Annotated in this window: 20 protein-coding genes; 9 read left to right on the top strand and 11 right to left on the bottom strand. The window is 71.0% G+C overall.

The genetic code is table 11. The features are described 5' to 3' along the window. Positions 1-41: 41 nt before the first annotated feature. Complete coding sequence (locus ACFFIO_RS05680; RefSeq protein ID WP_378040733.1) at positions 42-890, top strand: PHP domain-containing protein; 849 nt, start codon at positions 42-44, stop codon at positions 888-890. A gap of 79 nt (positions 891-969) precedes the next feature. Here the strand turns inward: ACFFIO_RS05680 and ACFFIO_RS05675 are convergent, their stop codons facing one another. From ACFFIO_RS05675 to ACFFIO_RS05645, 7 genes are all read right to left on the bottom strand, one after another. Then, positions 970-1,794 carry a spermidine synthase gene (locus tag ACFFIO_RS05675; protein ID WP_378040617.1) on the bottom strand — a complete coding sequence of 275 codons (825 nt, stop codon included), beginning with the start codon at positions 1,792-1,794 and terminating at the stop codon, positions 970-972. Positions 1,795-1,821: 27 nt separating this feature from the next. After that, positions 1,822-2,691: a DNA-methyltransferase gene (locus ACFFIO_RS05670; RefSeq protein WP_378040616.1), complete on the bottom strand. Its 870-nt coding sequence runs from the start codon at positions 2,689-2,691 to the stop codon at positions 1,822-1,824. Between the two features lie 48 nt (positions 2,692-2,739). Continuing rightward, positions 2,740-4,563 (bottom strand): DEAD/DEAH box helicase, encoded by a 1,824-nt coding sequence (locus ACFFIO_RS05665; RefSeq protein ID WP_378040615.1) that lies wholly within the window; start codon positions 4,561-4,563, stop codon positions 2,740-2,742. Positions 4,564-4,833: 270 nt separating this feature from the next. Further along, on the bottom strand, positions 4,834-6,408 hold the full coding sequence (locus ACFFIO_RS05660) for an RNB domain-containing ribonuclease (protein WP_378040614.1): 1,575 nt from the start codon (positions 6,406-6,408) through the stop codon (positions 4,834-4,836). A 47-nt stretch (positions 6,409-6,455) separates the two neighbouring features. After that, on the bottom strand, positions 6,456-6,689 hold the full coding sequence (locus ACFFIO_RS05655; RefSeq protein ID WP_378040613.1) for a DUF3107 domain-containing protein: 234 nt from the start codon (positions 6,687-6,689) through the stop codon (positions 6,456-6,458). Positions 6,690-6,863: 174 nt separating this feature from the next. Continuing rightward, positions 6,864-7,484, bottom strand: a complete 621-nt coding sequence (locus tag ACFFIO_RS05650; RefSeq protein ID WP_378040612.1) for a TetR/AcrR family transcriptional regulator — start codon at positions 7,482-7,484, stop codon at positions 6,864-6,866. A gap of 69 nt (positions 7,485-7,553) precedes the next feature. After that, positions 7,554-8,930, bottom strand: coding sequence for a glutamyl-tRNA reductase (locus tag ACFFIO_RS05645; RefSeq protein ID WP_378040611.1), 1,377 nt, complete (start codon positions 8,928-8,930; stop codon positions 7,554-7,556). 137 nt (positions 8,931-9,067) lie between these two features. Between ACFFIO_RS05645 and hemE the strand changes: the two genes are divergently transcribed. The 6 genes from hemE (at position 9,068) to ACFFIO_RS05615 (ending at position 15,865) form a co-directional block, all read left to right on the top strand. Continuing rightward, a complete protein-coding gene (gene hemE / locus ACFFIO_RS05640) occupies positions 9,068-10,204 on the top strand; it encodes a uroporphyrinogen decarboxylase (RefSeq protein ID WP_378040610.1) in 1,137 nt (378 codons plus the stop codon). After that, a complete protein-coding gene (locus ACFFIO_RS05635) occupies positions 10,201-11,760 on the top strand; it encodes a protoporphyrinogen/coproporphyrinogen oxidase (RefSeq protein WP_378040609.1) in 1,560 nt (519 codons plus the stop codon). Before hemE ends, ACFFIO_RS05635 begins: the two co-directional genes overlap by 4 nt. Positions 11,761-11,909: 149 nt before the next feature. Next, a complete protein-coding gene (gene hemQ / locus ACFFIO_RS05630) occupies positions 11,910-12,662 on the top strand; it encodes a hydrogen peroxide-dependent heme synthase (protein WP_378040608.1) in 753 nt (250 codons plus the stop codon). Beyond that, positions 12,662-13,993 (top strand): ferrochelatase, encoded by a 1,332-nt coding sequence (locus ACFFIO_RS05625; RefSeq protein WP_378040607.1) that lies wholly within the window; start codon positions 12,662-12,664, stop codon positions 13,991-13,993. The genes hemQ and ACFFIO_RS05625 overlap by 1 nt, the downstream gene beginning before the upstream one ends. Continuing rightward, a complete protein-coding gene (gene hemC / locus ACFFIO_RS05620; protein WP_378040606.1) occupies positions 13,990-15,030 on the top strand; it encodes a hydroxymethylbilane synthase in 1,041 nt (346 codons plus the stop codon). The genes ACFFIO_RS05625 and hemC overlap by 4 nt, the downstream gene beginning before the upstream one ends. Before the next feature lie 7 nt (positions 15,031-15,037). Then, positions 15,038-15,865, top strand: a complete 828-nt coding sequence (locus ACFFIO_RS05615; RefSeq protein WP_378040605.1) for a uroporphyrinogen-III synthase — start codon at positions 15,038-15,040, stop codon at positions 15,863-15,865. 34 nt (positions 15,866-15,899) lie between these two features. Here the strand turns inward: ACFFIO_RS05615 and ACFFIO_RS05610 are convergent, their stop codons facing one another. The 4 genes from ACFFIO_RS05610 to ACFFIO_RS05595 are packed head-to-tail and all read right to left on the bottom strand — an operon-like array spanning position 15,900 to position 20,417. Beyond that, positions 15,900-16,499, bottom strand: a complete 600-nt coding sequence (locus tag ACFFIO_RS05610; protein ID WP_378040604.1) for a P-loop NTPase family protein — start codon at positions 16,497-16,499, stop codon at positions 15,900-15,902. A gap of 9 nt (positions 16,500-16,508) precedes the next feature. Beyond that, positions 16,509-18,053 (bottom strand): MFS transporter, encoded by a 1,545-nt coding sequence (locus tag ACFFIO_RS05605; protein WP_378040603.1) that lies wholly within the window; start codon positions 18,051-18,053, stop codon positions 16,509-16,511. Next, on the bottom strand, positions 18,050-19,516 hold the full coding sequence (locus ACFFIO_RS05600; RefSeq protein WP_378040602.1) for a M20/M25/M40 family metallo-hydrolase: 1,467 nt from the start codon (positions 19,514-19,516) through the stop codon (positions 18,050-18,052). Before ACFFIO_RS05600 ends, ACFFIO_RS05605 begins: the two co-directional genes overlap by 4 nt. Before the next feature lie 49 nt (positions 19,517-19,565). Further along, a complete protein-coding gene (locus ACFFIO_RS05595; RefSeq protein ID WP_378040601.1) occupies positions 19,566-20,417 on the bottom strand; it encodes an NYN domain-containing protein in 852 nt (283 codons plus the stop codon). Positions 20,418-20,604: 187 nt separating this feature from the next. Between ACFFIO_RS05595 and ACFFIO_RS05590 the strand changes: the two genes are divergently transcribed. Then, the gene (locus tag ACFFIO_RS05590) at positions 20,605-22,992 is read left to right on the top strand and encodes a trimethylamine N-oxide demethylase (RefSeq protein WP_378040600.1); all 2,388 of its coding nucleotides are present in this window, start codon (positions 20,605-20,607) and stop codon (positions 22,990-22,992) included. A 76-nt stretch (positions 22,993-23,068) separates the two neighbouring features. Next, positions 23,069-24,205 carry a LolA family protein gene (locus ACFFIO_RS05585; RefSeq protein WP_378040599.1) on the top strand — a complete coding sequence of 379 codons (1,137 nt, stop codon included), beginning with the start codon at positions 23,069-23,071 and terminating at the stop codon, positions 24,203-24,205. Positions 24,206-24,250: the final 45 nt, after the last annotated feature.

The following is a 24,250-nucleotide window of genomic DNA, read 5'->3' as shown; positions in this document are numbered from 1 at the left end:
TCTTCCCCGCGAGCCCGGGGCTGTTGGCTAGTCTGGGGGTCATGCCGTTCGACCTGCACACGCACTCCCACATCTCGGATGGCACCGAACCGCCTGCCGATGTGGTGCGGGCCGCTGCCGGGGCCGGCCTCACCGGCCTGGCCCTGACCGACCATGACACCACCGCCGGCTGGGCCGAGGCCGCCCACGCGGCCGTGGAGACGGGCCTGACGTTCATCCCGGGCATGGAGGTCTCCTGCGTCTCGGACACCGGGATCAGCGTGCACCTGCTGTCCTACCTGCACGATCCGCTGGCGCCCGGACTCAATGAGGAGATCGGCCGGGCCCGGTCCTCCCGGCTCATGCGTGCCCAGCGCATGGTCAGGCGGCTGGGGGAGGACTATCCCATCACGTGGGAGATGGTGCTGGCCCACGCCACCCCGGACGCCACGATCGGCCGACCGCATATCGCCGACGCCCTGGTCACCGCGGGCGTGATCCGGGACCGCTCGGCCGCCTTCACCTCGATCCTCACCCCGCGTTCTCCGTACTACGTGGGCCACTACGCCCCGGACCCGGTGGACGCCGTGCGGCTGGTGCTCGAGGCCGGCGGCGTGCCGGTCTTCGCCCACCCCATGGCGTCCATGCGTGGCCGCGTCATCGGCATGGACCTGTTCCGGGAGATGATCGACGCCGGACTGGCCGGCGTCGAGGTCTTCCACCGGGACAACCCGGACGAGGCCCGGCGCACCCTGCGGCTCCTCGCCCTGGAGCACGACCTCTTCATCACCGGCTCCTCCGATTACCACGGTGCCGGCAAGCCCAATCGGATCGGTGAGAACACGACTCCTGACGAGGTGGTCGCCCGGTTGGAGGAGCAGGCCACGGGCACGGAGGTCATCCGGCCGTGACATCGGCCGTGATATTGGCCCTGGCCCTGCCTGTGGTGGCGCCTGTGGCTGTACCTGTACCTGTACCTGTACCTGTGACCTAGCCGATCCGGGCCGCGAGGGCCGCCGTCTGCTCCGGGGCCAGCACCGCTGCCGGATGCGGTCCGGCGGCCAGTAGCCGGATGTGGAGGTCCGCCTGGTCCTGTCCATCGAGAGCGCTGCCGGCCGCCAGGACCGCGTTGCCGGCCTGCAGGCGGTCCAGCATCGTCGCGTCGGCCAGGGTCCAGGCCCCGGTGAGGCCCGCCCTGGCGGCGGCGCTCTCCAGGGCCTGGGCCTGCCGGGACAGGAACCGCAGGCCCGTGTCATCCCCGATGTTCACCAGCAGCACTCCGGATTCCGTCAGATGACCCAGCAGCTCACCGTAGAACTCGCTGCCCGTGAGATGCACGGCGGCGTCGACGGCGGTGTAGATGTCCAGGACGATGGCATCGAACTCCTGGCCCTCCAGGCGGGCGAGCTCGGCGCGGGCGTCTCCGATGACCACGGTCAGGTCCGTCCCCTCCGGCAGGGGCAGGACGGAGCAGACCAGCGTCGGCAGCTCGCGGTCGAGGTCCACCACCGTCTGGTCGGAGCCGGGACGGGTCAGCTGGATATACCGCGGCAGGGTGAGCGCACCCGCGCCGAGGTGGAGGATGCGGAGGGGCCGGTGGCCCGGCCAGCCGGCGTCGAGGACGTTGGCCACCCGGCGCAGGTACTCATAGCGGATCCGGGTGGGGTCGTGCAGGTCGACATGGGACTGGACCGCCCCGCCGATCTCCAGCACCCAGCCGTCGTCGTACTCGTCCGGGAGGATCCGGGCCTGTTCACCGCTCACACTCAGCTGGAGGCTCCGGCGGGTGGGGTGGAACGCGTCAGGATCGGCCATCACGCCATTCTGACAGGCTCCCGGTGCTCAGAGGTGGTCGGCCAGCCGGCGGCGCATGACCTCGAGGGCCTCGGGGTTCTGGTCCACGAGCACGAAGCGCCGCTGGAGCGCGGCCGCGGCGGCCCCGAGCGTGCCGGAGCCGGCGAAGAAGTCGAGCACCCAGTCGTCCCGGCGGGAGGACGCCGCCACCATCCGCTTGAGCAGGCCCAGCGGCTTCTGGGTCGGATAGCCGGTCTTCTCCTTGCCGGTGGGCGAGACGATCGTGTGCCACCAGACGTCGGTGGGAAGCTTGCCGCGGGCGACCTTCTCCGGGGTCACGAGCCCGGGTGCCATGTACGGCTCCCGATCGACCTCCTCGGAGTCGAACCAGTAGCCGTCGGGGTCCTTGACGTAGACCAGGATCGTGTCGTGTTTGCTCGGCCACCTCCGCTTGGACCGGCCGCCGAAGTCGTAGGCCCAGATGATCTCGTTGAGGAAGCACTCCCGGCCGAAGATCGCGTCCAGCATGACCTTGGCGTAGTGCACCTCCCGGTAGTCCAGGTGCAGATAGAGGGTGCCGTCATCGGCCAGGAGCCGCCAGGCCTCGCGCAACCGGGGCTCGAGGAACTCCCAGTAGTCGGCGAAGGCGTCGTCGTAGGAGGCCAGGGCGCCCTTGATGGTCTTGTAGCTCTGCCCGCCGAAGCCGACCCGGTCCGATTCCTCCGCGGCAGCCCGGACCATCGACATCTGCTGGCGCCGTTGGGTCCGCCCCGTGTTGAACGGGGGATCCAGGTAGACCAGGGTGAAGGCCCCGTCCGGCAGTGAGGGCAGGAACTCGAGGTTCTCCGCCCCCACCACCAGGTTGGGGCCGTCCGGCCGGAACTCATCCACAGCGGTCACCGTGCTGTGGCCGGCCACGATGCTGTGGTGACGGCGTACGGGGACACGTGCACGGTCGAGCGCCGGTCACTCGCCGGAGGGTGCCTGACCGCCGGTGGCCTCGCCACCGGCGCCGCCCTGCACCACGTTGCCGTTCTTGCGGCGCGTGCGGGACCGGCTCCGCGAGCGGCTGCGCGTGGCGCCACCCTCGGAGGCCGCGCCGGAAGCGTCTGCGATACCACGACGCCGGCCCGCACCCGCGGAGCGCGTCTCACCCGAGTCGCCCTCGCGCGGGGCGCGCTCGCTGCGGCCCGCGCGGTCTTCGCTGGAGTGCTCGCGGCCCTCGCCCGAACGCTCGCGGCCCTCGCCGGAGCGTCCGCGGCCCCGGCCGCCCTCGCGACCACCATCACGGCCGCCGCGTCCACCGCGCCCGGACCGGCCGCCGTCGCGCCCGCCCTCGCGGTCACCACGGCCCCGGCCGCCACGGTCGCCGCGGCTGTCCGACTTCGCGCCGGGACCGCCGAGGTCCTCGAGCGTCTCGCTCTCCAGGCCCGACTTGGTGCGCTGGTCGCGGGGCAGACGGCCCTTGGAGCCCTTCGGGATGTTCAGGTCCTCGAAGAAGTGCTTCGAGGAGGAATAGGTCTCCGGCGGCTCGGGGACGTCCAGTCCGAGGGCCTTGTTGATCAGACCCCAGCGCGGCATGTCCTCCCAGTCAACCAAGGTCACGGCGGTGCCCTTGTTGCCGGCGCGGCCGGTGCGGCCCACGCGGTGCAGGTAGGTCTTCTCGTCCTCGGGGCACTGGAAGTTGATCACGTGGGTGACATCGTCCACGTCGATGCCGCGGGCGGCCACGTCGGTGGCGACCAGCACGTCGACCTTGTCTCCGCGGAAGGCACGCAGGGCCTGCTCGCGCGCACCCTGGCCGAGGTCCCCGTGGATGGCACCGGCGGCGAAGCCGCGCTTGGCCAGTTCGTCCGAGACGCGCGCGGCGGTGCGCTTGGTGCGGGTGAAGATGATCGTCTTGCCGCGGCCCTCTGCGCGCAGGACTCGGGCGACGAGCTCGTCCTTGTCCATGTGGTGGGCGCGGTAGACCAGCTGGCGGATGTCCTTCTTGGTGATGCCCTCATCGTCGGGGTCCGCGGCGCGGATGTGGGTCGGCTGCGTCATGTACCGGCGGGCCATGGCGACCACGGGACCGGGCATGGTGGCCGAGAAGAGCATGGTCTGGCGGACCTCCGGGACGGCGGAGAGCAGCGTCTCCACATCCGGCAGGAAGCCCAGGTCCAGCATCTCGTCGGCCTCGTCCAGCACCACGATCTTCACGAGCTTGAGGTTCAGGTGACGCTGGCGCATCAGGTCGATGAGGCGGCCGGGGGTGCCGACGACGACCTCGACCCCGCGCTGCAGCTCCTCGATCTGGGGCTCGTAGGCACGACCGCCATAGATGGTGGCGATGCGTACGGAACGCTTGGATGCGGCGGTCGTGATGTCCTGGGCGACCTGGTTGGCCAACTCACGGGTCGGTGCCACGATCAACGCCTGCGGGGCGCCGGGGGAGTCGAGCCGGTCGAAGCCGGGCTCGCCCGGGCCCACCACGCGCTGCAGGGCCGGCAGGCCGAAGCCGAGGGTCTTGCCCGTGCCGGTCTTGGCCTGGCCGATGATGTCATGCCCGCCCAGGGCGACCGGGAGGGTCATGGCCTGGATGGGGAAGGGGTGCGTGATGCCCTTCTCGGCGAGGGCCTCGACCATGTCCGCGCGGACCTTGAAGTCGGCGAAGGTCTTCTCCGCCACGGGCTCGTTGGCCTCGGCGATGTCGATGGAGTCCTCCACCTCGATCGTCTCGATCTCGGAGGTGGCCAGGTCCTCGGTGTCGATGTCGTTGTCCGCGGCGATCTTCTGTTCAGGAGTCATGGGGAAATTCGGTCCCGTCATTCAGGCAGGGCGGCTCGGCGCGATGGCACTGGTTCCAGTGCACTCCGGCGCCTGGCTCCGGCTAGCTCGGCTAGCTGCGGGGTGGCGCGGATCGGCCGGACGCCGTGCGTCCATGGTGGAGCCGATCGCGGGAGGTGCAAGGCCGGCATCGAGGGGATGGGCCCTGGATTCGGGCTGGCCCTTCAGGGGCGCGTGCCGGATCCGGAGAGTCAAATCACGAGGGTGAACGCAGATGAACAATGCGATCGGTCATCCTTGATGAGGCCAGTCTACCGGGTCCGTGTGATCATCCGGTGCGAGGGCCCCTCCCGGGACCTCCGCGGGCCGGGGCGGAGGAGTCTGGCCGGCCACCCGGAACAGCACGGTGCGGTTGGCCATGTCCGAGGTGACGAGCACCGCCCGGATGCGCTGCCCGGCCTCGGCCTCGCCCTCGAAGCGGGCCAGGACCGGGGGCTGTTCCACCTGGATCTCTCCCCAGGGCAGACGCCCCTGGCTGCGGGCCTTCTCGGCCTGCTCGGAGCTCGGCGCGGAGATGACCACGGCGTTGAACTCCTGGCCCTCCATCCCGTGCAGGGACGCCGCCTCGACCAGGTCCAGTGCGGCATTGGTGGCCCGGGACGCCACGAGTGAGGAGTCCCTCATGGCCGCGGGCAGGCTCGGCAGCAGGCCGCGGACACCCAGGGGCACGTCCTCGCCGTTCTCCAGGGCCAGGCAGGTGGCCAGGACGAATCGGTCCACCAACCGCCGCAGTGGTGCGGTGGCGTGGGCGTAGGGCGACGCGATCGCGGACTGGACGGTCACCTCGGGCGTGTCGCCGTCGAAGGCGGTGTATCCGGCACCCCGGAACAAGGAGGTGGCCGCGTGCATGATGGCCAGCTCCTGTGGTCGCGTGATGTCCAGTTCCCGCAGGTATTCGCCGTACGGCTGGTCCTGTGGCCACGGATGTCCGAGGGCCCGCGTCCGGGCCCGGAACGTCGACTCCGCATCCGGGTCTGCCGGCGGCATGGTGCGCAGGATGCCCACGCCGCCTTCGAGCATGATGTGCGCCGCGGCGATGCCGGTCATCAGTGAGATCTGGGCATTCCAGTCCTCCACGTCCAGCGGAGGGGCGGTCAGGACCTGGTAGCCATGGTCCGTGGTGGTGATCTCCTGCTCGGGCAGGCGCAGGCTCGCTCCGCCGCGGGCCGTCTCCAGCCGCGCCCGCAGGAGCCCGACCTCCTTGAGCAGGGCCAGCGTGGAGCCGGGATCACCACCGGCGTCGATCCGGCACTGTGCCTCCTGGTAGGTGAGCTGTTCCCGGCTGCGCACCCGGGCGCGCTCCACCGTGGTGGAGACCACGGCACCGGTTCGATCCAGGCCGAACGTCCACAGGTACGCGCCGCGGTCCACGCCGGGCAGTAGGGACCCGGTGTCCTCACTGATGACCTCCGGGTGCAGCGGAATCCGCCCGTCCGGGAGATAGACCGTCTGTCCTCGGCGAAGGGTCTCGGCGTCCAGTGCGCCCCCGGGAGCGATGAACGCCGGGACGTCGGCGATCGCGTAGTGGACGGTGAAACCGTCATCCTGACCGCCGGAGCCGCGCTGCAGGTGGACGGCCTGGTCCAGGTCCGTGGAGCCCGGAGGGTCGATGGTGAGCAATGGCAGGTCCGTCCGGTCGTTGACCGGAAGGCGGTCCACGGCGTTCGCCGCGGCCTGCTCCGCCTCCGCCAGGACTTCGGGTGGGAACGCTGCGGGCAGCGAGAACTCCTGCCGCAGGGCGGCCAAGCGGCTGGCCAGCTCGGTCTGGGCGGCGGAACGGGCGAGATCCAGATGGTAGTGGGCCACGGGCTCACCCTATCCGGCGGCGGTGGCGTTGCCGAGAGTGCCGGGGGTCAGGAACCCGGGGTCGGGACGAAGCCGACCGGACGCGGGGTCTCGGTGCCGATCTCGACATAGCCGATGATGGCCGAGGGGACCAGAACCAGGCGGCCCTTGGTGTCCTTCAGGCGCAGGGTGCCGCCGTCGGACAACGCATCGGACACCAATCGGGCGGCGTCCTCGTTGGTGGCGTCCGACTCTATGACGACTTCGCGGGCCACGTTCTGAACACCGATGCGGATTTCCATGCCTGTCTCCTTCTGGTCACGGGGGCCGGTGCCCACGGGGTCCGTGGTCCGGCGAATACTGGTCCGACAGCAGACTAGAGGATCACCGGTCGCTGCGCGGTGGGGTCGGGCCCACTTCGGCCACGGGCGTAACGGCCAGTGACCTGTGCGCCCGGGACGTTCGCCAGCGGACTGTCAGCGTTCCTTGGGGAAACGGCTGATGCCGCGCCAGGCAAGACGGAAGGCCAGGTCGGCCGCGGTTTCCAGGTCCGGCCGCGAGTCGTCGCCGGACTGTCCGGCCCAGTGCCGAGCGGAGGACTTCACCAGTCCGGCCAGGCCGTGGCCCAGCAGCAGCGCCTCCTCGCGGGAGAGCGTGGTGTCGGCGGCGATGACCTCGGCGATGTCTGCGGCGAACCGGTGGTCCAGGCCTTCCATCCGCAGGGCGACGTCCGGGTCGTTGTTCAGCCCGGAGTCGAACAACAGGCGGTAGGCCCGGTCCGGACTGTTCACGAACTGGAAATAGGCGTGGATCGTGGCCTGCACGCGGGCCTTGTTGTCCGTCGTCGATTCCAACGCCGCGGTGATGGCGGACCCCAGCAGGTCGACCTGGGTGTCCATGAGGTCGAGGAAGAGCTCGTGCTTGCCGGGGAAGTGCTGGTAGAGCACCGGCTTGGAGACGGCGGCGGCCACGGCGATATCGTCCATCGAGGTCGCGTGGAACCCATGGTCGACGAAGACCTGCCGGGCGGCATCGAGCAACTGCTTGCGACGCTCCTCGCGGGGCAACCTCGACTGGCGCACGGGGGAGGTGCTCACGGTGATGCCTTTCTGGAATGACCCGTCAGGTGCAGACGGTGCAGGCCAGTCTACCGGCCGGTAGCCCCATCAGGCGATCCGGGCTGCTTCGGAGGCCGGCTCCACTGCTCCGGCGGTGGCGTCCGGTGCGACGTCCGCCGGGCAGGACTCGAGACCGGCCTGGGCCACGGGTGCGGAGACCTCCAGGCCGAACAGGATGTTCAGGGCGTTCTCGTACTCCTCGAGACGTCCCTCGGCCGCCATCTCCTTGGCCCGGACCGTGGGCTCGTGGAGCATCTGGCGGACCATGCGGCGCAGGGCGAACTCCACCTCTTCGGCGGCGGCGGTGCAGCCGTGCTTGCCGCGGACCCGCTCCATCTCGGATTCCAGCACCTGTTGGGTGTGCTTGCGCAGGGCGACGATGGCCTCGTTGGCGCTGCGGGACTTGCGCTCCTGCACGTACCCGGCCACCGCGCCGTCCACCAGTCGGGCGGCCTCCACGATCGATTCCTGCTGCCCTTCCGGGGCGGCCATCTTCACCGATTCGAGGGTGATCAGGTCCACGCCGGGCAGGTCGGCGATGGCCGGATCGAAGTCGTGGCTGAGGGCCAGGTCCAACACGGTCAGCCGGGTCTCGACGCCCTCGCGGAGCCGGCGCAGGGTTTCCGCTTCCAGTCGCCGATCGCCACCGGAGCAGCCGATCAGGACGTCGGCCTCGGCGATCGCACCGTGGATCTTCTCCCCGCCGAGGGCCATGGCCCATCCGCCGCGGTCGGCCACGAAGGCCTCCGCGCGGCCGGAGGCGGAGTGCACGCCCACGTGGACGGCGCCGCGATCGGCCAGCTGAGCCAGGGTGGTACCGGCGTAGGACCCGGTGCCGATCACCAGGATGTTGGCCTGCTCCCAGAAGGCGCGGGTCTCGGCGTCGGTGACCCCTGCATGCAGGTCTGCCGTCAGGTCAAGTGCCACGGAGACGATGGAGCGGCCTGCCGATCCCAGCGCGGTCCGCGTGCCGACGTCCTTGGCGGTGCGGGTGGCCGATTCGAAGAGCTTGACCAGGGTGCCGGTGGCGGTCCCCGTCTCTTGGGCGGTGCCCAGTGCGCGGCGCACCTGCCCGGCGATCTCGCGTTCACCCACCACGGCGGACTTCAGCCCGGAACCCACCTCGAACAGGTGGCGTACGGCGGAGTCACCGGTCAGGACCTTGAAGGAGGACTCGACCGTGGACGGAGCCAGGCCGGAGCCACGGGTCACAGCCTGCAGCAGCTCGGCGCGGGCCTGCTCGACCGACTGGTCATCCGGGGCCTCGGCGTAGATCTCCACCCGGTTGCAGGTGGCCAGCACGACCGCACCGCTGACGGAGGATTCGGGGATGACAGAAGCGACCTCGCCGGTGCCGTTGCTCAGCTGCGCCACCGTGTCGAGGTCAAGGTCGGTGTGCGAGGCAACCAGGGAAAACAATGCCACAATGCGCCGATTCTAGTCCCTCCGATCCTGTGGGTCTAAGAAGGGCACCCTGTGTTGATCGCCACGGCGCCGTCGCGATCCGTCCGCGATCCGTCCGCGATTCACCACTGCAGAAGGAAAATGGGACAATGTCGGTCATGTCCGAACCCCTGACCGGCACCTCTTTGCCTGCCGACCATCCGCTGGCCACCACCGACCCGGCCCGATCCACCGTCCGATCGCCCCTGGTCACCGCCTTCCGCGGCGGCACCCCCTCCCGCACCCCGGTGTGGTTCATGCGGCAGGCCGGCCGATCACTGCCGGAATACCGGGAGGTGCGCGAGGGCATCGGCATGCTCGAGTCCTGCCTGAGGCCGGAACTGGCCTCCGAGATCACCCTGCAGCCCGTGCGCCGGCATGACGTCGATGCCGCCATCTTCTTCTCCGACATCGTCGTCCCGCTCCGCCTGGCCGGCGTCGATGTGGACATCGTCCCCGGCACCGGCCCCGTGCTCGGTCAGGCGGTGCGCACCGCCGCTGATGTGGCTGCCCTGCCCGAACTGACGGACGAGTCCCTCGAGCCGATCCGGGAGGCCGTGCGCCTGACGGTGGCCGAGCTGGGCAGCACCCCGCTGATCGGCTTCGCCGGCGCCCCGTTCACCGTGGCCGCCTACATGGTGGAGGGCGGCCCGTCCCGCGACCACCTCGGTCCGCGGACCATGATGCACGCGGATCCCGAGACCTGGAACGCCCTGGCCACGTGGGCCGCCAACACTGCCGGCGCCTTCCTCCGGGCGCAGATCGAGGCCGGGGCCTCCGCCGGCCAGCTCTTCGACTCCTGGGCGGGATCCCTGTCCCTGGACGACTACCAGCAGTACGTCCAGCCGCACTCGGCCCGTGCCTTCTCCCACGTCCGTGACCTGGTGGACGGCAGCGGCCAGCCGGTGCCGCTCGTGCACTTCGGTACCGGCACCTCGGAGATCCTCCCGGCCATGCGCGACGCCGGAGCCTCCGTCATGGGCGTCGACTACCGGTTGCCGCTCGGCGAGGCGCACCGCCGCCTGGGTGCCACGCCGGGCCCCGACGGGCGCGGCACCGTCCCGCTGCAGGGCAACATCGACCCGGCCCTGTTGTCCGCCCCCTGGGAGGTGCTCGAAGCCCACGTCCGCGAGGTCGTCGAGGCCGGTCGCGTGGCCCCCGGGCATGTGGTCAACCTCGGTCACGGCGTCCCGCCCACCACTGACCCGACGGTCCTGACCCGGATAGTGGACCTGATCCACTCGATCCAGCCGTGACCTCCCGGCCGGCAGACACCCCCACCGCCCTCGTGGTCGGTGGGGGAGTGTCCGGGTTGCTCTCGGCCTGGGAACTGGTGCGCGCGGGATACGAGGTCACCCTGGTGGAGGCCGGCGCCTCCCTCGGCGGTTGCGTGGCCCCGCGGACGGTGGCGTTGCCCGAGGGCCGCGAGCTCACCCTCGACGCCGGCGCGGAGTCCTTCGCCGTCCGCACCCCGGCCGTGCGCGACCTGGTGGAGGAGCTGGGACTGGGGGAGGCCGTCGTCGCGCCCCACCCGGGCGGTTCGTGGCTGTATCTGCCGCCGTCCGGACCGGGGCAGGACCACCGCGCCGTGCCCGCACCGCGCCTGGGGATCCTCGGGATCCCGGGTGACCTGGAGGCCCCCGAGGTCGCCGAGGCGCTCGGCGCCGACGCCCTGGAGCGGGCCCGCCGGGACCTCGAGGACTCGCCGGTCGGTTCAGCGGATGCGACGTCTGCCACGCACACGATGCCCGCGCCGCCTTCACTGGACACCTGGCGCCAGGCCGTCGAGGAGGGGACCCCGGTCACCGTCGGCGCCGTCGTCCGGGACCGCATGGGGGAGGGGGTGCTGCAGACCCTGGTGGCGCCCGTGGTCGCCGGGGTGCACTCCGCGGACCCGGACACCCTGGACCTGCGCACCGTCGCGCCCGGCCTGCTGGAGGCCCTGGTCGCCGAGGGGTCACTGGCCCGCGCCGTGGCCGCCCGACGCGCCGCCGCCCCGCCGGGAGCCGTGGTCGCCTCCCTGCGCGGGGGCATGCACACCCTGACCGCTGCGCTCACCGAGGAATTGCGCCGCGCGGGTGCCCGCGTGCTGACCGGCACCCGCGCGGTCACGCTGGCGCGTGCCGCTCGCGAACCGCGTGCCGCAGCCGAACACCGTTGGACCGTGGAGCTGACCGCCGGCGCGGGCGGCACCGAGGCCGTCACGGTGGATCGCGTGGTCGTGGCCACGGACGGTCCCCGAGCCTGGGACCTGCTCGCCCCCGCCTCCGGCGGGGCACTGTCCGCCGAGGACCGCCCGCAGGAGGGGGCCGGCGTCGCGCTCGTGACCTTGGTGGTGGATGCGCCCGAACTGGACGCGAACCCCCGTGGGACCGGTCTGCTGGTCTCACCGGCCGTCTCCTCGGATGTAGTGGGTGCCAAGGCCCTGACCCAAGTCAGCGCCAAGTGGGACTGGGCTCGGCAGGAGCTCGGCGGCCACCGCCACGTGGTGCGCCTGTCCTACGGCCGGGTGACCGACGCCCCCGATTCGGCCGCGCCGGGGTACCGCACGCCGGAGGAGGACCTGCGGGCCAGGGCCCTGGCGGATGCCACCGCCCTCACCGGGGTGGACGTGGCCGCGGGGCTGGTCGACTCGTTCGTGGTGCGGTGGAAGTCCGCCCTGCCCGCGGCCACCACGGACCACCGGACCCGGGTGGAGGCGGTGCGCACCTGGCTGGCGGACCAGCCCGGGCTGGACGCGGTCGGGGCGTGGCTGGCCGGGACCGGACTGGCCGCCATCGTGGCCGATGCCCGCCGGCGGATCGTGCCGTGATCCCTCCACCGGTCCCGCGGGCCGACTGAACCCGGCTGAGGCATCCCGCCGCCGGGAGGGGTAGGCTGGGACCGCTCGTTCTACCGCTTGTAGAAACCGGCGGTGGGGACGGAACCCAGACCCTAGGTGACACCACAGGAGTTGTGACGATGACCGAGAACCAGCCTCATGGCGACGCAGACGCCGGCACCCAGGGAGTAGACAGCCCCGGCGATGCCGCGAAGGTCGAGTGGTTCACCACCTATACCGTCTTCGCGCGGAACGCGGTCGGCAACGGTGCCGGGGGCCAAACCGAGACCGAGCGGAATCGGGCTGTGGAGCAGTTCGACGCGGTCGTCGCCGGGCTCGCCGAGAAGGGCGTGACCGTCCGCGGCACCTATGACGTCTCCGGCATGCGCGCCGATGCCGACCTGATGGTCTGGATGTACGGCCACGTGGCCGAGGACCTGCAGGCCGCCATCCGCACCCTGCGCCGCACCGAGCTGCTGGCCGGAACCACCATCGTGCTGTCCGCCATGGGCTCGGACCGGATGGCCGAGTTCGCCAAGGACCACATCCCGGCCTTCGCCATGGGACGCAAGCCGCTGAAGTGGCTGTGCTTCTACCCCTTCGTCCGCTCCTACGACTGGTACCTGCTGGAGCCGGCCGAGCGTGGCCGGATGCTCAAGGAACACGGCATGCTGGGCCGCGAGTTCCCCATGGTCTGGGCCAACACCACCAGCGCCTTCGCCCTCAACGACTGGGAGTGGCTGCTGGGCCTCGAGGCACCGGAGCTGAACAACCTCGTGGACATGATGCGCCACCTGCGCAACAACGAGACCCGCATGCATGTGCGCGAGGAGGTGCCCTTCTACACGGGCCGCCACATCACCACCAGCGAGATCGCAGAGGTCCTGGCCTGATGACGGACACCGCCAAGCACGCGGCAGGGAACCAGCCCTTCGATCCCCTGGCCGGGGTGGATGAGAACGGCACCATGGCCGCGAAGGACTACGACTCCATCCTGCTGGCCTCCTTCGGTGGACCCGAGGGGCAGGATGATGTGATCCCTTTCCTGCGCAACGTCACCGCAGGCCGCGGCATCCCCGATGAGCGTCTCGAGGAGGTGGCCACACACTACCGGGCCAACGGCGGCATCAGCCCGATCAACGAGCAGAACCGTGCCCTGCTGGACGCCCTGCAGACCGAGCTCGCCGCCCGCGGGATCGACCTCCCGGTCTACTGGGCCAACCGCAATTGGGCGCCCTACTTCCCCGAGACCCTCAAGCAGATCTACGCCGACGGGCACCGGAAGATGCTGACCGTGGCCACCTCGGCCTACTCCTGCTACTCCTCGTGCCGCCAGTACCGTGAGGACCTGGGGATGACCCTGCGATCCACCGGCCTGGAGGGCAAGCTCGAGGCAGACAAGATCCGCCAGTACTTCAACCACCCTGGATTCGTAGCCCCCTTCGCCGAGGGCCTGAGTGCCGCGCTGGCCGAGATCCAAGCCGAGCTGGCGGCCGCCGGCCGGGCCGACGGCCGGCTGCACATCTTCTTCGCCACGCATTCCATCCCGACCTCGGATGCCGAGGCCGCCGGGCCCCGCCCGGTGGCTGCGGAACTGCAGGAGAAGACCGGGCTGGCGCCCGGCGAGGGCAACGGTGCCGACGTCTACTCGGCCCAGCACCTGGACGTGGCCGAGGAGATCCTGCGGCGCGTCCCCGAGGCCGCCGGCATCGAGTGGTCACTGGTCTACCAGTCCCGCTCCGGTGCCCCGCACGTGCCGTGGCTCGAGCCGGACATCAATGATGCGATCGAGCAGCTGGTGGCCGCGCCCGCCGGCGCGAATGCGAACCAACGCGAAGGCGAACGTGAGGGCGAACGCGAGAACCACGGCGAAGGGGCCGACGCCGGCCCGCTCGCCGGGGTGCTCGTGGTGCCGCTGGGCTTCGTGTCCGACCACATGGAAGTGGTGTGGGACCTGGACACCGAGGCCAAGGAGACCGCCGAGGACCTCGGCCTGGCTTTCCGCCGCACCCCGACGCCCGGGACGCATCCGGCCTTCGTCTCGGGCCTCGTCGACATCGTCGAGGAGCGCCTGGGCCGACGAGAGGGCCGGGCCGCTGTGGGCTGCTTCGGCGCGTGGAATGACGTGTGTGCGCCCAACTGCTGCGTCAAGGTCATGCGGGACGGCACCGTCCGCCCCACGGTGGCGGCCTTCGATTCCGAGGTGGGTGTTCCGACCCGATGACCGGTACCTTCACGATCGGCACCCGCGGATCCCGACTGGCCCGCACCCAGACGACCACTGTGGCAGAAGCACTGGCCGGCCTGTCCGGGCTGGACGCCGAACTGGAGATCATCCGCACCGAGGGGGACGTGACCAGGGGCTCCCTGGCCTCGCTCGGCGGCACCGGTGTCTTCGCCTCGGCCCTGCGCGCCGCGGTGCTGGATGCCAAGGTCGACCTCGCGGTGCACTCCCTCAAGGACCTGCCCTCCGTCCAGCCGGACGGCCTGGTCATCGCGTCGATCCCGAAGCGGGTGGATGTCCGTGACGCCCTGTGCGCCCGGGACGGCCTGCGGCTGTCCGAGCTACCGCAGGGTGCGAAGGTCGGCACCGGCTCGCCCCGGCGGGTCGCCCAGCTCAAGGCCGTGCGCCCGGACCTGGACGTCGTGGACATCCGCGGCAATGTGCAGACCCGCCTCGCGCGGGTTCCGGGGCTGGAACAGCACGATGATCACGCCCCTGCGGCTGCCGGCGCCCCGCGCGGCGATCTGGACGCCGTGATCCTGGCCTGCGCCGGACTCGACCGGATCGGCTTCGACTGGGCGATCACCGAACGCCTCGCGCCGACTGTCATGATGCCGGCCCCGGGGCAGGGCGCCCTGGCCGTGGAGTGCCGTCCGGAGACAGCGGTGACCGGCGCCGGGTCCACCCATCCGGTGGCGCAGGCCCTGGCCGGGTACGACGACGCCGTCACCCGGCTGCAGGTCACCGCCGAGCGGGCCCTGTTGGAGCGGCTCGAGGCCGGATGTGCGGCACCGATCGGCGCCCTCGCCCGGGTGGAGAAGGAACCTGCCCGGCTGGTGATGGACGCCGTGGTGGCCGCGACTGACGGCAGCCGCCTGCTGCGTGAGCACGCCTCCGTGGACCTGCCGGCCGTCCGTGTCCGCCTCGAGGACGGCTCCGCCGACACCGAGACGCTCGGGCTGGCCCGCCAGCTCGGCATCGACGTGGCGGAGGCCATGCTGGCCGGCGGCGCCGACCTGCTGCCTGCCCCGCAGTGACCTCCTGATGCCCGTGGCTGCCGGCCGTCCCGTGATCCTGACCCGCCAACCGGCCCAGGCCGGGGCGGTCGAGGCCGGCCTGGCCGAGGCTGGCTACCGGATCGCCTTCCTTCCTCTGACCGACTTCGCCTTGCCGGAGGACCTGACCGGGCTCCGTGGCCTCGTGCGGGACATGGCCCTTGATGAGCGGCCGGCACCCGTCCCGGCGTGGCTGGTCCTCACCAGCCCGAACACCGTCCGGGCCCTGGTCCGCGCCGGCTGGGACGGGCGGGTGGCTGCCGGCATCCGGGTGGCCGTCACCGGCCCTGGGACCGCCCGCGTCCTGGCCGAAGCCGGCTGCACCGAGGTTCCCTGGATGCCGGAGGGCGACGCCTCCGCGGCCGGGATCCTCGCTCAGTTTCCGCCACCAGGTGAGACTCCCCGCCGGGTCCTGTTGTTGCCGCAGTCCGCTCTTGCCACGGACGAGGTCGCAGAGGGGCTGGCCGAACGCGGCTGGGAGGTCCACCACGTGCAGGCGTACCGCACCGTGCCCTACCCGGCGGCCACGGATCGGCGGTTGCTGGAGGGGCCGGGGGGCGAGGGCGTGGCGTCCGCGGATGCCCTGGCGACTGTCGACGACGTGCCTGGGGCCGACGTCGTGCTGACGAGTCCGAGCGCGGTGCGGGAGCTGGTCCGCCGCCGGGGCACCTCCGTCCCGGCCGGTACCCGCTTCATCGCCCTCGGCCAGCCCACGGCCCGGTCGGCCGCTGAGGAGTCCCTGGACCTGGCCGCCACCGCACCGAGCCCGGACGCCCTCGGGGTCCTGGCCGCGTTGGACCTCGGCCGTCGCGTCTAGCCCACGCTGTACGCATCGGATACGTGGGCCCTGGTCAGAGTCGTGGAGGTCGGGCGACGACGTCCCGTAGGGGCCCGGACATCCACCGCTCGACCTGGGCCGGTGAGCGGAGGCGGATGATCGGCAGCTCGGGCCGCGCCGCGGCCAGGGCAGGGATCTTCTGGTGATACTTGCGGCGGCCGGTGACCGCATAGCGGACCACGTGATCGCTGTCCCGGAGGACCGTCCACAGTGGCGGTTCGACATTGCCGTTCCACAGCACTTCGCGGTGCCAACGTCGGCGGAGCGTCCGCTGCACCAGCCGGGGGAGAACGACTCGGGTGAAGGGCAGGTCGAGCCAGATCAGCACGTCCGCACGTTCTGCCAAGAGCTCCCTGACCTGGCTGTACTGCCATTCGGTGATCCACCGTTCCCGGCCGACCAGCTCTCGCACCTCGGTGACGAACTCCCCGCGCGGCACCCAACCGGGTCCATGGTGCAGCGCATCGATCTCCGTGTGCGGTATGCCGGTGAGTGCGGCGATTCGGCCGGCGAGCGTGGTCTTCCCGGAACCGGAGACGCCGGCCACGAGGATTCGGGACGGTGGCAGGAGGAGGGGATCATCCGGACCTGCTGCCGTCCACTCCGCCACCATGGTCTGAGATTACTGGAACGCCTTCTTCGGGACGAACAGCAGCAGGACCGCGGCCGCCAAGGCGGTGGCCGAGCAGACGATCCACACGGTGAGGTAACCGGAGAACGAACCGGCCGTGCCGACGTCGGGAGCTCCCGCGACCTCCGGGAGGACCTCGGGGCCCGGTATCCCCGCCGCGGCGGTGGTGGCCAGTGCCAGCCCGAAGATGCAGGAGGCCACCGCGCCGCCCACGGTCTTGACCGAGTTGGTCAGTCCGGTGGCCACGCCGGTCTGCTCTCGCGGGGCGGCCGCGGCGGCCGCCGCCGGCAGCGAGGCCACCAGGGCGCCGGAACCGAGGCCCACCACCACCATGTTCGCCACCACCTGGCCGATCTGGTCATGGAACGGCAGGAACAGGCCGAAGCCGACCGCCACGCACAGGGTGGCGAACAACAGGGCCAGCCTCGGACTCGTCCACCGCGAGGCCACCGGCAGCAGGCCGGCCCCGGCCACCATGGCGATGAGATAGGTGCCGATGATGAGGGAGGTCTGGAAACCGGTGGTCCCCAGTCCGTAGCCGTAGATCTCGGGGTCGGTCCGGGCGAACGTGGACAGCGGTGCCTGGGCACCGAGGACCGAGACCCCGAACAGGCCCGCGGTGGCGAAGACCGGCCACAGGGCGGGGTCGGTGAACATGCGGATGTCGATCAGGGGATCGGGATGTTCCCGCTCGACCCGGACGAACCGCACCAGTGCGAGGGCGCCGGTCACGAGCATCAGTGCCGAGAGCCAGAACCCGGGGCGGTCCGGTGCGAGGCCGGCACCCCGCAGCACGAACAGCGACCCCATGATCAGCACGAGGGCCACCGTGACCCAGAACAGCCCGGCCATATCGAAATCCCGGCGTCGGAAGTTCGCCAGGGAGGCCCCGGGCGTCTCCTCGACCCCGAGGATGATGGCCACCAGGCACAGTCCCACCACGACGGCCGGGACTACCAGCACGGCCTGGACGTCCATGGTGTCCACCAGGGCGCCGGCGGCCAGGGCTCCGGCGATGGCTCCGACCTCCAGGGCCCCGACCAGCACGGCGGCGGCCCGCCGCGTCAACGCCGCCGGCCCCGCTGTCGGCCCCGAAGTTGCCGCAGCGGCGTCCTCTCGTGCCGCGGTCCGCACGTAGATCAGGGCGACCTCCAACGGCAGCCACACCACATAGAACCCCTGGAAGGCCCACGCGACCAGGAACACCCAGAACTCGGGCGCCACCACGAGGGCGATCGATGCGGCCAGGGTCACGGCGGTGGACCAGATCAGCACCTTCCGGTGACCCACCTGGTCTCCGAGCTTGGAGAGCATCGGCACCACGAGCGCGGACAGCATCAGCTGGGAGCCCTCCAGCCAGTTCACATCCGCGTCATTCACCCCGAGGTGCCGGGCGATGTCCGTCAACAGGGGCGCGTAATAGCCCTGCAGCACCCCGGAGGTGAACTCGACGAAGGCGAGGAACCCCACGACGGAGGCCAGCCCGCCGAAGAGCAGCGCACCACCCCGCTGACGCCGCCGGAGGCCCGCCTTCACCCCTGGCCGCCGGGAGCCGTCATGGCGCCGGGGGCCGTCACGGCGGAGTCGGGGAAGCGGCCGCCTCGGCCGGTGATGAGCTTGCGGTGGAAGCGTTCACCCCGCTCCAGCGAGGCCACGGACACCCACTCGTTCTCCCCATGGATGGAGGCCCTTTGAGCGTCATCCATCCACAGTGGGGCGAACCGGTAGACGTGGCGGCACCAGGCATGGAAATGCCGGGAGTCGGTGGCGGCCATCAACAGGTAGGGCACGGTCGTCGCATCCGGCCAGGAGGTCCCGACGGCGGCGTCCAGCGCCGCGAAGCGATTACCGTCCGCGGGGGATTCGCCGGAGGGGTCCTGTCCGTGGAGGAGCTCGACCTGCACTCCGGGGTCGGCGATGCGGTGGACGATGCCGTCCCGGACACCGGCCACGGTCTCCCCGGGCACGATCCGGCAATCCAGGGTGGCGCTGGCCGTGGAGGGCAGCACGTTGTTCGCTGTCCCGGCCTCCAGCCTCGTCTGGGCCACGGTGGTGCGCACCATGGCGGCCGCCTCGCCGCCCATCGCGCCCAGGGCCCGGGCCGCCACGGTCCCGGAGCGGAGGGCCCACGGCAGCGCGCGGCCGGCCGCCCCGGAGGCGAGAGGGGTGAGCGCGCCGAGCATGGCCGACGTCGTGCCGTTCAGCCGAGCCGGGAAGGGCCGCCGCTCCAGCCGGCGCAGCGCGCGGGCCAGACGCGGGATGGGGGTTCCGGAGGGTGGGGAGGAGGCGTGGCCGCCGGCTCCGGACACGGTGAGCCGCAACTGGGCCTGACCCTTCTCGGCGAGGCCCACCATGGCACACGTGCCCTGGACGAAGGACAGCGGTGCGGGAACCACCGCGCCACCTTCGTCGAGGACCAGCCACGGTTCGGCGCCCTGGCCCTGTTCCTCTCGCAGGCGCTCGCGGAGCAGGTCCGAGATGGCCGCCGCGTTGCGTCCGCCGACCTCCTCGTCGCCGCCGAAGACCAGCCAGACATCGTGATCCGGAGTGAATCCTGCGGCCAGGAGGTTCTCCACCGCCTCCAGGAGGGCCACGAGCGGGCCCTTGTCATCGAGGGCGCCACGGCCCCTCACCACGGGTTCGCCGGACACGTGGTCCTCCGTGCCGGCGAACGGGTCCGTCTCCCAGCCGACGGCAGTCCACTGGGCCTGGTCCGCGGGTGCCGGGACCACATCCCAATGTGCCATGAGGACCAGGGGGTCTGCGGCCCGGGCACCCCGCCAGCGGAACAGCAGGCCGGTGGAATCCACGATCTCGTGATCCAGCCGTTGGTGGACGAGTGGGTAGAGCCGGGCCATGAGCTCCGGGAACGCCTCGAAATCCGCGGCGACGGCGGGCTGCTCCGGCTCACCGTGCAGGGCGGAGACGGTGCGGAGACGGATCAGCTCGGCCAGGCGGTGGCCGGCGCCGGGCCGGGGTGTGACGGGGGATACAGGCATGCCGGTCAGGGTATCCCGAAAGTTCCGGCGGGTAGCCGGGCCGGGACGGTCACATCCGGTTTCTGCCCTGCTTGAGGCGGACCTGCATGCGGGAATCGGCCGTGCGGTGTTCCAGGTAGGGCTGTTCGGAGACCAGGGTGCTCAGCTTCTGATGCCCGAAGTCACGGGGGTCGAAGTCCACGTGGGCGCGGCTCAGGTGCTGGCCGACACGGCTCAGGGAGGCCCAGCCGTCGTCACCGCTGGTGGCGTTGACGGCCTTGGACAGGGCGCTCTCGAGGTTGATCCGCGGGGTGTCCTCGTCCGCTGCATCTGGTGCGTCAGATGAGTCAGGTACGTCGACGGCGCCAGGTGCGTCGGCTGTGCCATCGGCGGCATCGGTGTCGTTGTCGTTGGCGACACCGCCCCTGCGGCCCCGGCGCGTGGCCCGCCGGGGCGGGGCGGGGTCTTCTGGGGCGCCCCCGAGCAGCTCGAGGTAGATGAACTGGTCCACGGCATTGCGCAGGGACTCCGGGGTCTTGCGCTCGCCGAGACCGATGACGCGTTTGCCGGACTCGCGCAGCCGGGTGGCCAGCCGGGTGAAGTCGGAGTCCGAGGACACGATCGCGAAGGCCTCCACGTTGCCCATCCAGAGCAGGTCCATGGCGTCGATGATCAGGGCCGAGTCGGTGGAGTTCTTGCCCACGGTGTAGGAGAACTGCTGGGTGGGCTGGATGGCCAGCCGGTTCAGTTCGTTCTTCCAGCCGCTGAGCTGGTTGGTGGTCCAGTCCCCGTAGGCGCGCTTGATGGTCGGGGTGCCGTACGTGGCCAGCTCCTCCAGCACCGCGCCTGCGTGGGTGGGGGAGACGTTGTCACAGTCGATCAGCACGGCGATCCGGGTGGTGGCGCTCGAGGTTTCGGTCATGGTGTCACCGTACCGGGATCCGCCGGACCCGCCGGAATCACAGGGATGGACGGCGGCGTTCCCGCCCCTCGGCACACCGGTCCTCCAGGACCCTTACATGCGTGCGGAATGTGGGCTACGGTGCGGGGAACGCCGCTACCGGAGAGCGTCCCGACCATTGTTCAGACATCCCTGAGGAGGGATACCGGTGACTGCACCCCTCGATCTCCCTGACCTGACTTCACTTCCGCTCGATCTGGCCAGGCCGCGATTGGTGCAACCGGGGCTGCTGCCCGTGGTGCCGGGACACGAACGGTATTGGGTCCGCCCCGGCGGCGTGACCGCCCTGGAACTCGAGTCCGGGGACGAGCTCACCGTGGTGGACCGCTTCGGGGCCCAGGCCGCCGAGCTGACCGTGCTGGGCAACGGCGGGGAGGACTTCTCCGCCCTCGGACTGCGGGCTGATGCGCCGGCGACGGTGCTGGGCGCGTTGACGGAGGCCTCATCCTTCGACAACCAGCAAGTGGCCACGGTGGTCACCGCCCTGGCCCTGCGCGGGCTGCGGCCGGATGCCGCCCACGGCGTTCGCCTGTTCGGCGGCTGGTCCCCAGCCGGGTCCCGGGAGACGTTCACGGCGCAGCGGCCGGTGACGGCCGTCGTCGGGAACCCCACCTGGGCCATGTCCTTCGAGGAGCAGAACCCGCCCTCGGACCTGATGATCGAGGTCCAGCGGGCGGACCCGTACCGGCCGCGGGAGATCGAGCTGCCCCCGCCCCTGGCCGAGCCGGTCCTGGACGTGCGGATCGACCACAGCACGGCGATCGGCTACGAGGTCAAGAAGGGCGACTACATCCAGATCATCGATGTGGCCGGCCGCCAGTGCTCGGACTTCCTGGCCTTCGATGCTCGGGCCCTGCAGGAGGGCCGGGAGCTGGGGCTGGACGCCAGCACCACCCGGCACATCGTGGGTCAGGCATACGCCCAGCCCGGGCTGCACGGCAAGTTCTACAACCAGGACATGGACCCGCTGGTCTCGATCGTCCGGGACACGGTGGGACGTCATGACGCCTTCACGCCGGCCTGCAACGCCAAGTACTACGAGGACTTCGGCTACCCGGGGCACGTGAACTGCACGGACAACTTCAACGGCCAGCTCAAGCGGTACTCGGTGGCCGCCCGGAAGTCCTGGCCGGCGCTGAACCTCTTCTACAACACCATGTTCGACGAGCACAACATGCTGGTGTTCGACGAGCCCTGGTCCCGCCCGGGGGACTACGTGATGATGCAGGCCCAGCAGGACCTGGTCTGCGCCTCCTCCGCCTGCCCCGACGACATCGACCCCTCCAACGGCTGGGTCCCCACCGACATCCACCTGCGCGTCTACCCCTCGGAGCGGAAATTCTCCATGGCCATCACCCACCGCACCAACCCCGACTCCGTGCCCAAACTCACGCGTGAGACCGCCTTCCACGAGCGGACGAGTGCGCTGACGAAGCAGTTCACGGAGTACCGGAACTTCTGGCTGCCGACGCACTACGACGGCTACGGGCCCAAGGCCGAGTACTGGGCGTGCCGGGAGAAGGCCGCCGTGATGGACCTGTCTACCCTGCGCAAGTTCGAGGTGATCGGCCCGGACGCCGAGGCGCTGCTGCAGTACTGCATGACCCGGAACATCCGCAAGCTCTCCGAGGGGCAGGTGGTCTACACGGCGATCTGCAACGACACCGGCGGCATGATCGACGACGCCACCGTGTTCCGCTGCTCCGACACCAACTTCCGGGTGATCCCCGGGGAGGACTACACCGGTGAGTGGATGCGGCAGGTGGCCACCGAGCGGGGCCTGGACCGGGTCTGGATCAAGGACTCCACGGACCAACTGCACAACATCGCCGTGCAGGGCCCGGCCAGCCGGGACATCCTGAGGGATCTGATCTGGACCCCACCACACCAGCCGGACTTCGACTCGGTGACCTGGTTCCGCTTCACGATCGGCCGGATCGGGGACCACCAGGGCACGCCCGTGATCGTGTCCCGCACGGGCTATTCCGGCGAGCTCGGCTACGAGCTGTTCTGCCATCCCAGCCACGCCAACGCCGTGTGGGACGCGGTCTGGGAGGCGGGCGAGCCCCACGGGCTCACGCCACTGGGACTCGATGCGCTGGACATGCTGCGGATCGAGTCCGGGCTGGTCTTCGCCGGGTATGACTTCAACGACCAGATCGACCCCTTCGAGGCCGGCATCGGCTTCACCGTGCCACTGAAGACCAAGGAGGACGACTTCTCCGGCCGGGATTCCCTGCTCAAGCGCAAGGAGAACCCACAGCGCAGGATGGTCGGCCTCGAACTGGCGGGCAACGAGCCCGCCGGGCACGGGGACACGGTGCACGTGGGCCGCTTCCAGGTCGGCGTGGTCACCTCCGCCACCCGGTCCCCGGTCCTGCGCAAGAACATCGCCCTGTGCCGGATGATGGTGGAGCACGCGGAGGTGGGTGCCGAGGTGGAGATCGGCAAGCTGGACGGCCAGCAGAAGCGGATCCCCGCCACCGTGGTGGCCACGCCCTTCTACGATCCGGAGAAGCTCAAGCCGCGGTCCTGAGGCCCGGGCCCCTCGCCACGGGCCCGGGGCCGGCGTAGCGTTGACGGGAAGACGAATTCCCTAAGGCGGACCTCCCATGGCATCCAAGCAGCGCAGCAAGTGGATCCCGGCCGTGGCGGCGCCGGTGATCGTGGGCGTGGTCGCGCTCGGCGGCGGCCTGACGGCCAACGCCCAGGCGGACCTGCCGGAACGGACAGCCGAGGAGGTCCTGGCGTTCGCCGCGGGGCACCACGACACCTCCTTCTCCGGCACCGTCGAGGCCAGTTTCGCGCTGGGCCTGCCACAACTGCCGACGCGGCAGGGCCCGGAGCGGGGCGGACCGGAAGGGTCGAGTGCCGCCGGAGCTGTGCCGGAGGGCCTCGCCGAGGCGTTCTCGCTGCTGTCCGGAACCCACGAGGCGCGCGTCTTCGCGGACGGTGCCGACCGGCTCCGGGTGCAGGTCTTCGACGGCACGGACGAGCGCAATGTGGTGCGCAACGGACAAGAAGTCTGGGCCTACGATTCGGCGGAGGGCCGGGCCACGCAAGTCATCCTGCCGGAGGGACCCGACGGTGCGGGCCCCGGCCACGGCATGGCGCGTGTCCCGGAAGGGGACATGACCCCGGAGCGGCTGGCCGAGAAGGCGCTGGCGGGGCTGGATCCCACCACGGAGGTCACCGTTGGCGAGGACACCCGAGTCGCCGGCCGGGACGCCTACACGCTGCGGCTCGACCCGCACACTCCGGACACGCTCGTCGAGGACGTCACCCTTGCCGTCGACGCCGCCACCGGCGCGCCGTTGAGCGTCCGTGTCCTGGCCGTGGGTCAGGAGGACCCGGCCATCAGCGTCGAGTACACGAGCTATTCGACCGAGGCCCCGGACGCCGGTCTGTTCGAGTTCACCCCGCCCGCGGGCGCCGAGGTCGAACGGCTCCGGCCCGACGGCGGCATGTGGCCTGATGCGCACCGTTCCGGTCCGCAGGGCGCCGGCGGACATCCGGCCGGCGGTGACGCCGTGCTCGGTTCCGGGTGGGACGCCGTCGCCGTCATCCCCGCCGAGAAGGTGCCCGCGGGCCTGACGGACTCGCCGCTCCTAGACCAGTACGCCATCGACTCCGCGGCGGGCCGGGTGCTGAGAACGCCGCTGGCCACGGTCCTGCTCGCCGACGACGGCCGGGTCCTCGCCGGTCCGGTCCCGCTCGAGCGCCTGCTCGATGTCGCCAGTTCCGGATGAGCACCGGGCGAGCTCCGCGTGAGCGGCCGGTGAGCCCCGGGTGAG

It is taken from the genome of Citricoccus parietis, from assembly GCF_042433045.1.
Taxonomy (GTDB): domain Bacteria; phylum Actinomycetota; class Actinomycetes; order Actinomycetales; family Micrococcaceae; genus Citricoccus; species Citricoccus parietis.
Note: the sequence above shows the minus strand (reverse complement) of the source record. Positions and strands in the feature narration are given on the sequence as shown.